This window comes from Rhizobium sp. BT-226 (assembly GCF_025847085.2).
Classification (GTDB): domain Bacteria; phylum Pseudomonadota; class Alphaproteobacteria; order Rhizobiales; family Rhizobiaceae; genus Rhizobium; species Rhizobium sophorae.
In genome coordinates, this window is the sequence record NZ_JAOYTI010000003.1 from 575,000 (window position 1) to 586,979 (window position 11,980).

10 protein-coding genes are annotated in these 11,980 nt (G+C 62.0%); 9 read left to right on the forward strand and 1 reads right to left on the reverse strand.

The annotated features are described in order from the left end of the window. Window positions 1-242: 242 nt before the first annotated feature. The 9 genes from OIU37_RS22310 (at window position 243) to OIU37_RS22350 (ending at window position 10,641) form a co-directional block, all read left to right on the forward strand. The gene (locus OIU37_RS22310) at window positions 243-1,172 is read left to right on the forward strand and encodes a substrate-binding domain-containing protein (RefSeq protein ID WP_372353430.1); all 930 of its coding nucleotides are present in this window, start codon (window positions 243-245) and stop codon (window positions 1,170-1,172) included. 82 nt (window positions 1,173-1,254) lie between these two features. After that, on the forward strand, window positions 1,255-2,766 hold the full coding sequence (locus tag OIU37_RS22315; RefSeq protein WP_264258671.1) for a sugar ABC transporter ATP-binding protein: 1,512 nt from the start codon (window positions 1,255-1,257) through the stop codon (window positions 2,764-2,766). Further along, window positions 2,763-3,758, forward strand: a complete 996-nt coding sequence (locus OIU37_RS22320; protein ID WP_171603455.1) for an ABC transporter permease — start codon at window positions 2,763-2,765, stop codon at window positions 3,756-3,758. The genes OIU37_RS22315 and OIU37_RS22320 overlap by 4 nt, the downstream gene beginning before the upstream one ends. A 19-nt stretch (window positions 3,759-3,777) precedes the next feature. Then, a complete protein-coding gene (locus OIU37_RS22325; protein ID WP_182208069.1) occupies window positions 3,778-5,298 on the forward strand; it encodes an FGGY-family carbohydrate kinase in 1,521 nt (506 codons plus the stop codon). A gap of 7 nt (window positions 5,299-5,305) precedes the next feature. Continuing rightward, a complete protein-coding gene (locus OIU37_RS22330) occupies window positions 5,306-6,079 on the forward strand; it encodes an SDR family NAD(P)-dependent oxidoreductase (RefSeq protein ID WP_138331017.1) in 774 nt (257 codons plus the stop codon). Between the two features lie 15 nt (window positions 6,080-6,094). Beyond that, a complete protein-coding gene (locus tag OIU37_RS22335; protein ID WP_180697290.1) occupies window positions 6,095-6,853 on the forward strand; it encodes an SDR family NAD(P)-dependent oxidoreductase in 759 nt (252 codons plus the stop codon). Window positions 6,854-6,941: 88 nt separating this feature from the next. Beyond that, complete coding sequence (locus tag OIU37_RS22340) at window positions 6,942-8,060, forward strand: glycerol dehydrogenase (protein WP_171603457.1); 1,119 nt, start codon at window positions 6,942-6,944, stop codon at window positions 8,058-8,060. Window positions 8,061-8,092: 32 nt separating this feature from the next. Further along, the gene (locus OIU37_RS22345) at window positions 8,093-9,109 is read left to right on the forward strand and encodes a galactitol-1-phosphate 5-dehydrogenase (protein ID WP_171603458.1); all 1,017 of its coding nucleotides are present in this window, start codon (window positions 8,093-8,095) and stop codon (window positions 9,107-9,109) included. 20 nt (window positions 9,110-9,129) lie between these two features. Beyond that, entirely contained in the window at window positions 9,130-10,641 is a 1,512-nt protein-coding gene (locus OIU37_RS22350; RefSeq protein ID WP_171603459.1) for a ribulokinase, read from the forward strand. A gap of 183 nt (window positions 10,642-10,824) precedes the next feature. On the opposite strand, the gene OIU37_RS22355 is transcribed toward OIU37_RS22350, so the two are convergent. Beyond that, the gene (locus OIU37_RS22355) at window positions 10,825-11,856 is read right to left on the reverse strand and encodes an aldo/keto reductase (RefSeq protein ID WP_171603460.1); all 1,032 of its coding nucleotides are present in this window, start codon (window positions 11,854-11,856) and stop codon (window positions 10,825-10,827) included. Window positions 11,857-11,980 lie beyond the last annotated feature (124 nt).

The following is an 11,980-nucleotide window of genomic DNA, read 5'->3' on the forward strand; positions in this document are numbered from 1 at the left end:
GCGCAAGTGATAGAGCCCGCCAAACCGCCTCATTTTTGATGGTTGCGCCGCAAAATGTCGGTTTGCACCGCAATAAGGTCACCATTATGCGCGTAGTTCACTAAAGTGGGGGAGGCGGCGGCTTGACGCTGCGAGAAAAATGTATTTTAACTACAAAAAGGAGGCCGCATTGCTTCCATGTCATGGAATCGGAGGAGAAACCCATGAAGATTACCCTATCAGGATGCGTGCTGGCTGCTGTCATGAGTGTTGGCTCGTTCGGCGTTGCACAGGCTGCCGATTGCAAGGTCGGCATCGCGATGTACACGCTCGGCGCTCCCTATTTCGCCGCACAGGTTGCCGCCGCCGAGGACCAGGCCAAAAAGGCCGGTTGCGAAGTGACCAGCGCCGACGGTCAGAACGACATGGCCAAGCAGATCGCCGACGTCGAAGACATGGTTGCCAAGGGCGTCAATCTGCTGATCCTCAACCCGCGTGATCCGGAAGGTCTCGTTGCCGCCGCTGATGCTGCCACCACTGCCGGCGTCAAGGTTGTGGTCATGGATTCCTCGATCAGCACGAAGGCCAATGTCATCACCCAGGTTCGTTCGTCGAATGACCAAAACGGCTACCTCGTCGGCCAGTGGCTTGCCAAGACCATGCAGGGCAAGCCGATGAAGATCATCCTTCTCTCGGGCGACAAGGGCAATGAAGTCGGTCGAGATCGCCGTCTCGGCGTCTTCAAGGGGCTCGTCGAAGGCCAGTTGGTCAACGACGGCAAGGTCAGCTTCGAAGTCGTCGGCCAGGGCTGGGGCGGCTGGGCCCATGAAGGCGGTCTCGCTGCCATGGAAGACTTGCTGACCGCGCATCCCGACGCCAATGTCGTGCTCGGTGAGAACGACTCCATGGTGCTTGGAGCGATGAAGGCGCTCGAAGCCCAGGGCAAGACCGACGTGCTGGCGCTCGCCGCTGCCGACGGCCAAAAGGAAGCGCTCGCCCTGATCAAGGATGGGAAATACGGCGCGACCGGCCTCAACGATCCCGATCTCGTGGCCCGCACAGCGGTCGATATCGGCCTTAAGGCAGTGAAGGGCGAACTGCCGGACAACTTCCCGAAGCTCAACCTGACGACTCCCGACGTTATCACCAAGGACAATGTCGACAAGTACTATCGCGCTGACGCTGTCTTTTGATGCCTTTCCTCCCGCAAGTCGCGAAGATGAGACGGCGGGGCCAACCTCCGTCGTCTCATTGCCTTCTGTCCGGAGAGCCGCAGTGACTGAACTCGTCAAACTCAAGTCCATCTCGAAGTCGTTTGGCGGCATCCATGCCCTGAAATCGGTGGATTTCGATGTCCGGCCCGGCGAAGTCCACGCCTTGCTCGGCGAAAATGGCGCCGGAAAATCCACCCTGATGCGGGTTCTCGGCGGCGAGATGCTCCCCAGCCATGGCGAAGTCGTCATCGACGGCAAGCCTGTCGTCTTCCGCGATCCCCGCGACGCGCGCGCGTTGGGCATCGTGGTCATCCATCAGGAGCTGGCGCTGGCGCCCGACCTGACGGTGGCGGAAAATATCTTCCTGGGCGAACTGCCCGGTGTCATTTCCCATGCCAGCCTGCGCAAGCGTGCCAAGGAACTTATCGATCGCCTCGGCTTCAAGATCGATCCCGGCCGCATAGCCGGCACGCTCGCGGTTGCCCACCAGCAGGTAGTCGAGATCGCCAAGGCGCTGTCGCAGGATATCAAGATCATCGTCTTCGACGAGCCGACAGCCGTGCTCGCCGCGCAGGATGCGATGAAATTGCATGAGATCATCCGCGGCCTTCGCGATCGGGGCGTCGGCATCGTCTATATCTCGCACCGCCTCGACGAGGTCTTCGACATTGCCGACCGCATGACCGTGATGAAAGACGGCCAGACTGTCGGCACGGTTGCCACCAGCGATGTCAAGATCGACGACATCATCCGCATGATGGTCGGCCGGCCGATATCAGCCATGTTCCCCGAGCGCGGCAAGCGCGTCATCGGCCAGGAAATGCTCAAGGTCGAACATCTCAATGCTGGGCGCATGGTGCGTGATGTGAGCTTTTCAGTCCGCGCGGGCGAGATCGTCGGCCTCGGCGGCCTGATCGGTTCAGGCCGCACGGAGGTTGCCCGCGTCATCTTCGGAGCCGATCCGCTCGAAAGCGGCACGATCACACTCAAGGGCAAGGTGCTCAAGCCGAGGTCGCCGAAAGATGCCGTCGAGGCCGGTATCGGCCTGGTGCCTGAGGACCGCAAGCAGCAGGGCGTCATTCTCGACAAGCCGATCCGAGTCAATTCCACTATGGCCAAAATGTCGTCGGTCGTGAATGCCTTCGGTTTTCTCAAACGCAGCAAGGAACGTGCCGATGTCACCGCACTCGGCAAGAGCCTCAGGTTGAAGGCCTCGAGCGTCGATGCGCCGGTCTCCAGCCTCTCCGGCGGCAACCAGCAGAAGGTCGTGCTGGCCAAGTGGTTCCATGCCGACGGCGATGTCATCATCCTTGATGAACCCACGCGCGGCGTCGACGTCGGCGCCAAGAGCGAGATCTATGCGCTGGTCAACAAGCTCGCCGAGGATGGCAAGGCCGTGCTGGTGATCTCGTCGGAGCACCAGGAACTGTTCGGTCTCTGCGACCGCGTGCTCGCCATGGGGCAGGGTCAAATCCGAGGCGAACTGACGCCTGAGACCTACAGCGAAGAAAACCTGCTGGGCCTGTCGATGACAGGCGGCGCACTAACAGCAAATCAGGGTAGCCAGGCATGACAAGCACGACAGACACCGCCAACCAGCCGGAAGAAAAGATCAAGGTTGATTATCGCTCGATCATCCAGCGCTTCGGCACGCTCGCTATCTTCCTGGTCCTAGTCGTGGTCGCGACCATGTGGTCGGAAAACTTCCTCAGCCGTGGCAATATCCTCAACGTGCTGCGCCAGGTGGCTTCCAGCGCCGGCATCATGGCGGTCGGCATGCTGTTCGTCATCCTGACGCGCGGCATCGATTTGTCCGTCGGTTCCGTCATGGCGCTCGGCTCGGTCCTCACGGGATATTTTTGCGCCATATCAGGCTATGGAACCGCGCCAGCCATTCTCATGGTCCTCGCCTGTGGCGCGCTCTGCGGCCTGGTGACCGGCGGCTTCATCGCCTATCTGCGGCTCCCGTCCTTCGTCATGTCGCTGGCGATGATGGCGATCGCGCGTGGCCTGTCGCTGATCATCTCCGAGGGCAGGCCGATACCGCTCGATGAAGCGGGTGCCGCCTTCAGCCGGTTCGGCTCCGGCTTCCTGTTCGGCATCCCGCAGCCGGTGCTCCTGATGTTCGCCGTCTTCATCGTCGCCGGCGTGGTGCTCAATTTCACCCGCTTTGGCCGCATCATCACGGCAATCGGTTCCAACGAGGAGGCCGTCCGTCTCTCCGGTATCGCCGTGCCGCGCTATATTCTCGCTGTCTACATGATCTCCGGCGTGCTGGCCGCTGTTGCCGGCATCATCTCGTCGAGCCGCACCGGTGTCGGTTCGGCGCAGGTCGGCGTCGGCGCCGAGCTCAATGTCATCGCCGCCGTCGTCATCGGTGGGGCCAGCCTCATGGGTGGCAAGGGTGGGGTGATCAACACACTGCTCGGCGCGCTGGTCATGGGCATCATCGCCAATATCATGAACCTCGCCGGCGTGCCGGGCTACCACCAGCAGGTTTACATGGGCGCCATCATCGTCGTTGCCATGCTGCTGCAATACAGCACCGGTTCACTGAAGCGCTGAAGCCGGAGAGGCAACCCACATGATTTCCGCCCTCACGCTCGCCATCGATGTCGGCACGGGAAGTGTCCGCGCCGCCCTGGTCGATGGGAAGGGCAGGATCGTGACGATCGCTGCCCGCGAGCACGACCAGATCGTGCCGCGTTTCGGCTGGGCCGAACAGCGACCGGCGGATTGGTGGGCGGGCGTCGTGGCGACGATCCGCAGCGTGCTCGCCGAAGTGCCCGACGCGAAGAGCCGCATTTCCGTCGTCGTCGCCTGCGGCCAGATGCACGGCACGGTGCTGGTCGATGCCGATGGCCGCCCGACGCGCGATACCGTGCCGCTGTGGAATGACAAGCGCACGATCGACCTCGTCCGTAATTTCGAACGGGACAACGCGCCTATCACTTATCTCGCCGAAAGCGGCAATCCGCCGACGCCCGCCTGGCCCGGCTTCAAGCTCGCCTGGCTGCGCGACCATGATCCTGAAGCCTATGCCAGGGCTGCCCATGTCATCATGCCCAAGGACTACATCAATCTCCGGCTGACCGGCGAAATCGCCATGGACGAGGGCGATGCCTCCTGTTCGTTTCTGATGAATCCCGGCACGCGGGCCTGGTCCCCTGAAATGGTGAAGCGCCTCGGCCTCGACGCATCGAAATTGCCGCCGATCCGCAACCCACTGGAAATCCTTGGAACTATCACCGAGACCGCTGCCGCCGAGACCGGCCTCGCCAGCGGCACGCCGGTGCTGGTCGGCGGCGCGGATTATCCCGTGGCACTTCTCGGTTCCGGCACGTCGCGACCCGGCCTCGTCTCAGATGTGACCGGCACATCCTGCATCCTGACCCTGATCGCCCGCGCACCGCTGCTCGACCCCGATATATCCAATGTTGCGACGGTCGAAGGCAATTGGGGTCCCTTCGTGCTGCTCGAAACCGGCGGTGATGCCATGCGCTGGGCACGCCGTGCACTGCACGAGGGCAAAGAGAGCTACGACCAACTCGTCGCCCGCGCTGATGCTGCGCCCGTAGGCTCCGACGGCCTGCTCTTCCTGCCCTTCCTGACCGGCGAACGGCTCGGCGCGCATCGCAATGCCCGCGGCCAGTTCTTCGGCCTCGGTGCGGCGCATGGCCTGAGCCATCTCAATCGTTCCATTCTCGAAGGCGTAGCCTTTGCCGGCGCCCGCCACCTGAAGATCATGGAAAACGCATCCGACCAAAAGATCGAACGCGTCATCGCATCCGGCGGCGGTGCCAAAACCGAACTCTGGCTCCGCATCAAGGCCAGCATCTACGGCGTGCCGATCGTGTTGCCAGAGGAACAGGAGTGCGGCATCCTCGGCTGCGCCGCGATGGGCGCGGTCGCCATGGGCGCAAGGTCTTCGCTCGATGAAGCGATCTCCGTCTATGTCCGCTATACCGACGAAATCCGGCCCGATCCAGCCTGGCAGGAGCGTTACAGCCGGATGCAGCCGATTTTCGACAAGCTCTATTTCAACAGCCAGTCGCTCTATGATGATCTCGATGCGCTGGCCGATCCATCGTTTCAGGACGGGTGAGGAAAGCATGTATCTCGAATTGTTCAGCCTCAAGGCCAAGACGGCGGTTATCACGGGTGCCGCGCGCGGCATTGGTTTTGCCACGGCCGATGCCCTCAGCGAGGCCGGCGCCACGGTCATCATCACAGACATGAACGGAGAGGCGGCCACGAAGGCGGCCGAGGAACTCCGCGCCAAGGGCCGGTCGATCGACAGCGAAACGCTCGACGTCACCGATCCCCGCGCGGTCGAACGCGTGCACGCGGCGATCGTCGCAAAACACGGTCGCGTCGATATCCTCGTCAACAATGCCGGCATCGCGATTTCCAACCGTCCGGCCGAGACCATGGACGACCCGACCTGGCTCAAGGTCATCGACGTCAATCTCAACGGCCTGTTCTGGTGTTGCCGAACATTCGGCAAGGCGATGCTGGAACAGGGTGGCGGCAACATCGTCAATGTCGGCTCAATGTCCGCCGAGATCGTCAACCGGCCGCAGGAGCAGGCACAGTACAATGCCTCCAAGGCCGGCGTGCACCACCTGACGCGCTCGCTCGCCGCCGAATGGGCGACGCGCAACGTACGCGTCAACGCCGTGGCCCCGACATACATCGAGACCGAACTGACCCGCTATGTCTATGACGACTCCGAAATGATGAAACATTGGGTCGGCAACACGCCGATGAACCGGATGGGCCAGCCGCCGGAAGTCGCCGCTGTCATCCTGTTCCTCGCGTCCGACGCGTCGAGCCTGATGACCGGCTCGATCGTGACGGCCGATGGCGGCTACACTGCCTGGTAATTCAAGGAGGATTTCATGAAAGAGATATTGGATACGTTCCGCAAGGATCTCTATGCCGGCAAGAAGGTGCTGGTCTCGGGCGCCACCAGCGGCATCGGCCTGGCGATCGCACAGGGCTTTGCCGGCATGGGTGCAGACGTCATTGCCACCGGCACGTCGCAGGCGAAGCTGGACAAGATCAAGAACGATCCCGCGCTCTCCGGCATTCGCTTCGAACTTCTCGATGTGCGTGACCGCGCCGCGATCGACAAATTCGTCCCGGCGCTCGGCTCGCTCGAAGTCCTCGTCAATGCCGCCGGCATCGTCAAGCCGGACGAGGAGTTCAACGAAGACGCCTATCTCGAAGTGATCGACATCAACATGAACAGCGCCATGCGACTGGCCATGGCAGCGCACCCGCTGCTCAAGCAATCCAAGGGCGCGATCATCAATACGGCCTCGATGCTCTCCTATCTCGCCGATGACCGGGTGCCGGCCTATTGCGCGAGCAAGACGGGCATCGTCGGCCTGACACGGGCACTTGCGCACAAGTTCGGACCCGACGGCATCCGCGTCAACGCCATCGCGCCCGGCTACCACAAGACCGCGATGACCCAGGATCTCTGGTCAGTGCCGGAATATGCCGGCAAGATCGAACATCGCACCGCGCTCAAGCGCTGGGGCACCGTCGATGACCTCGTCGGCACATGCCTCTTCCTTGCATCGCCTGCCGCGCTCTACATCACCGGCACCACGCTTCCCGTCGATGGCGGCTATGTGAACGGCGGCTGGTAAGCGCCAAAACTGTGGGCGTGGGCGAACCGCGTCCACCTGCCTACAAATGTAAAATTCATGCACGATTGTGCATAAAGGAGTGATCTCCATGGCTAGTGAAAACGCTGGTGGCCGATCGTTCGGCGGACCGAACACATACATCCAGCGCGCTGGCGAACTGACCCGGCTTGGCGAGCATGTATCAGGACTTGGCGACAAGGCATTCCTGCTCGCTGATCCGTTCGTGCTCGATCAGTATGGCCCGACTCTCAAGGAAAGCATGGAGAAGGCAGGCCTCGCCTACCAGCTCGAACGCTTCAATGGCGAATGCTCGCAGGGCGAGATCGATCGTGTTACCGCACTGGTGAAATCCTCCGGTGCGGGTGTCGTCGTCGGCATCGGCGGCGGCAAGACGGCAGACACCGCCAAGATGGCCGCAATCGCCACTGGTGGCCGCATCTCGATCGTCCCAACCATCGCCTCCACCGATGCGCCCTGCAGCGCCATCGCCGTCCGTTACAGCGATGAGGGCGTCTATCAAGAAGCGCATTTTCTCGGCCGCAATCCCGATATCGTCGTGGTCGACAGCGCCGTGGTCGTTCGCGCGCCGGTGCGTTTTCTGGTGGCCGGCATCGGCGACGCCCTCTCGACCTGGTTCGAGGCCCGGTCCAATCTCGACTCGAACTCGAACAATCTGGTCCGGCCCAATATGCTGCCGCCCGCCGCCGGCATCGCCATCGCGCGCGCTTGTCATGACGTGCTGATGCGTGATGCGCTGGCCGCCAAGCTCGCGGCCGAGAAGGGCGCGCTGACATCAGCCGTCGAAAACATCATCGAGGCCAACACGCTGCTCTCCGGTCTCGGTTTCGAGAATTGCGGCGTCTCGGCGGCCCACGGCATCCACGACGGCCTGACGGTGCTCGATGAGACCCACGGCTTCTTCCATGGCGAAAAGGTCGCCTTCGGCGTGCTTTGCCTTTTGATGCTCGAAGGCCGGCCGCTCGCCGAGCTCAGCGAGATGACAGCATTCTGCCGGGCGCTCGGACTTCCCACCCGCCTCGCCGATCTCAACCTCGCTAATGTCAGCCGGGCCGACATCGAGCGGGTGGCGGAAGCGGCCCTCGCCGAGGGTTCGCCGACTTGGAAAGTAGCGGTGCCGCTCTCCGTAGCCATCGTCCGCGATGCGATCATCGCCACGGACGCCTTCGCCAGCAGCTTCAACGGCTGACCGATATTCTTGGATAAGACAGGATCATTCCCATGCGCGCAGCCGTCATGTATTCACCCGGCGACATCCGCCTCGAAGATATCGCGAAGCCCGAACTCAAGCCCGGCCATGTCATGCTCCGGGTTGCCGCCGTCGGCGTCTGCGGGTCCGATATCCCCCGCATGCTGATCAAGGGCGCCCACAAGGTGCCGATCGTCTGCGGCCATGAATTTTCGGGCCACATCACCGAAGTCGGCGAGGGCGTCGAGGGCTACGAGGTCGGGGAACTGATGGGTGTGCCGCCCATGCTGCCCTGCTACAAATGCGACCAGTGCATGACCGGCAATTTCTCCCGCTGCCGGGACTACGACTATTTCGGCTCGCGCCGCGATGGCGCCTACACCGAGTTCGTCGCGGTCCCCGTCGGCAATCTGCTGCGCGCGCCTGAAGGCATGGACCCGCGCGCTACGGCGATGATCGACCCGGCCTCGATCGCGCTGCACGCCATCTGGAAAGCCCCGCCGACCGCAGGCCAGCGCGGTGCGGTCATCGGCTGCGGCCCGATCGGCCTCTTCGCCATCCAGTGGATGAAGCTGATGGGCTGCACGGAGGTCATCGCGATCGATATCTCTGAGGAGAAGCTCGCCCAGGCACGGGAAGCCGGCGCCGACCGGACCTTCCTCGTGACGGATCAAATTCCGGCCAATCTCAAATGCGATATCATCGTCGAGGCGGCCGGGCATAATTCCTCGATCAACGTCGCGGCCAAGCTTGCCGCACCCGGCGGCCATGTCGTCTTCATCGGCATTCCGGTTGGCGACATCACGCTAGAGAATAAGACCTTCCAGCATTTCCTGCGTCAGGAAGTTTCGCTACGCGGTGCATGGAATTCCTTCGGCGCGCCCTATCCCGGCAAGCAATGGACGGTGACGCTTGACAGTCTCGCGAGCGGCAGGCTCAAGTGGGAGTTCATGATCACCCACGAGCTTGGCTTGGAGGCGCTGCCGGGAATGTTCGAGAAAATCAAAAACAAAAGCGAATTCTTCTCGAAGATCATGTTCCGGCCGTAAGCCAAGGGAGTCCCGCGCATATGGCCAAACTCCTCGGTCTGGATTTCGGCACCGGCGGCATCCGGGTCGGCGTGTTCGATCTCGAAACGCGCCGCATGCTGGGCGAACGCGAGGAGCAGTACCGGACCGTCTATCCGCGGCCCGGCTGGGCCGAGCAATCGCCGCTCGACTGGTGGGAGGCACTGGGCCGGGCCTGTCGCGCCCTGATGCGCGACCTCGGTTCGCCCGGGATATCAGGCATCTGCGCCGCCACCACCGCATCGACCGTGGTGGCTTGCAAGCGCGATGGCGCGCCGCTTCGCCCCGCAGTGCTCTGGATGGATTGCCGCGCCGCGGACGAAGCCGAGCGTAGCAGCCGGTCGAAGAACCCGGTCATGGATTATGTCGGCGGTGCCAATGCCTCGGAATGGCTGATCTCCAAGGCCATGTGGCTGGCCGGTCACGAGCCGGCGGTCTATGCCGGTGCCGACATTATCTGTGAATGCCTCGACTATATCAATTTCATGCTGACGGGCCGCTGGGTCGGCTCGCGCATGAACGCCACCTGCAAATGGAACTACGATTCCGTCCAGAGGCGGTTTCCCGCCGAACTCTATGCCGAATTCGGCGTCGTGGGGCTGGAGGCGAAATTGCCGCCCGATATCTTCGCTGTCGGCGCGCCGGTCGAGATCGTCAGCGCCGCCGCCGCCGAACATCTCGGCCTTGCGAACCGCCCGATCCTGTCGCAGGGCGGCGTCGATGCGCATATCGGCATGGTCGCCGCCGGCACCATGAAGCCCGGCGAGATGCTGATGATCGGCGGTACCTCCATCGTCCAGCTCTTCCAGCTCGACAGCCAGCGGCCGATGGATGGTTTCTGGGGTCCATATCCGCATGCGCTGGTCGATGATCACTGGCTGGTTGAAGCCGGCCAGGTCTCCGCCGGATCGGTGCTGACCTGGTTTGAGAAGAACCTGTTCGAACTCGATGCGGCTGGTAGTGCAGCACTCCGCGAGAAAGCTGCCGCAATACCCGTCGGCGGCACGGGTCTCGTGACGCTCGATTATTTCATGGGCAACCGCACGCCCTATCGCGAGCCGCTGCTGCGCGGCGCCGTCATTGGCCTGTCGCTCGGCCATGACAGGGCGAGCCTTTATCGCTCGGCGATCGAAAGCGTGGCGCTCGCCTCGGCCAATGTTCTCAAGCGCGTGGCTGAACTGGAGGTCCCTGTCGAACGCATCGTCTCCTCCGGTGGCTATGCCAAGAATCGGCTCTGGCTGCAGGCAACGGTCGATGCGATCGGTATGCCGGTCGAGCTGCCCCGCGAGGCCAATCTCACCATCATCGGCGCGGCTGCAGCGGCTGCCACCGGCGTCGGCCTCGTACCTGATCTCTTCGCGGCGGCCGAAGCAGTTCAACAGGAAGCGACGGTCATCGCGCCCGATCTCGCGGCGCATGAAATCTACAAGCAATTGCTCGGCGAATATCTTGAGGCTACAGAACTGCTGATGCCGCAATCGCGGCGGCTGGCGGCCAGCCAGCTCAGGGGGTAGGCCGAATGAAACCCGACTGCATCGAACGCGACTTCGAGCCCCGCTCGCTCGCTACCGGGTAGCTCGTTTTTCTTCGTCACATGAACGGGCAGCCATCTCTCAAGCGTCATGGCGCGCCGATTGCCTTTATGTGGGGCTCGGGCTTGCAACCAGTACTTATCTCCTAAAGTCTATGCCGGCTTCTCAACTAGGCAGCGGCGCTGCCGGGTCGATGAGGTTCTCTTCCCTCAGCTCGGACCATAGCGCTGTCGGGATAGGCCATCGCATAAATTCGAGATTTTGCTCCAATTCGGCGACGGAACGCGCGCCCGGAATGACGCTGACGACTTGCTTGTGCCCCAGAGGGAACTGAAGTGCGGCAGCGGGGAGGGGAACATTGTGCTTCTCGCAAACAGCATGGAGGCGGGCGACGCGATCCAGGACCGCCGGGGGGGCGATTTTGGTGTTGAATGTCGCATCCTTGACAGGCCCGGTGACAAGAATTCCGGAATTGTAGGGTCCGCCGATGACGATTTTCGTTCCTTTCCTTTCGCAGGCCGGAAAGAGGGTCGCCAGCGGCTCCTGTTCAAGCAGGGTGTAACGCCCGGCCACAAGAAAGTAGTCGAAACGGCCTGCTTCGACGAAGTCGGACAGCATCTGCCATTGGTTGATGCCGACGCCTATCGCCTTGATGACGCCTTGGGATCGCAGGTCATCAAGCGTCGGATATGCTCCTTCCATCGCTTCCTTGAAGCGGCTGCGGGCAAAGGGGTCTTCGCCCGGCTGAAAATGGATTGCTTCATCGGGATCATGGATGGCGAGCATATCAATGTAATCGGTCTGCAGGCGCTTCAACGACCCCTCGATGGAGCGCAGCACCGCATCACGGGAATAATCGAAATCGGCGCGAAATGGTGGTGCCCCATCCCACAGGACCGGCTTTACTTCACTATCGGGAATAGGGACCAGATCATAGCCGACCTTTGAGGATATGACGATCTCCGAGCGCGGAAGGCTCTGAATGGCGTCGCCAAGACGGGCTTCGGCCAAGCCGAAGCCGTAGACGGGAGAGGTGTCGAAGTAACGCAGACCATTGTTGAAGGCGGCATGGACCGTATCATGCGCAGCCTTTGGGTCGGTGGCGCGATACATGTTGCCGAGGCCAGTTCCTCCCAACCCCATTGTGGTGATCTGCAATCCCTGGGCGGTCACCGCTCTCGTCTGCATCTTCGACATTGATCTCCTGCCCCTTCTTTTTTGTACGGCTTGGGTTTCTGTTTAAAGACCCGCCACGGCCCATAGCGATCATCATAGATGTAAACTACTTGTCGTACAACACTGTAACCATACACATTGCGCC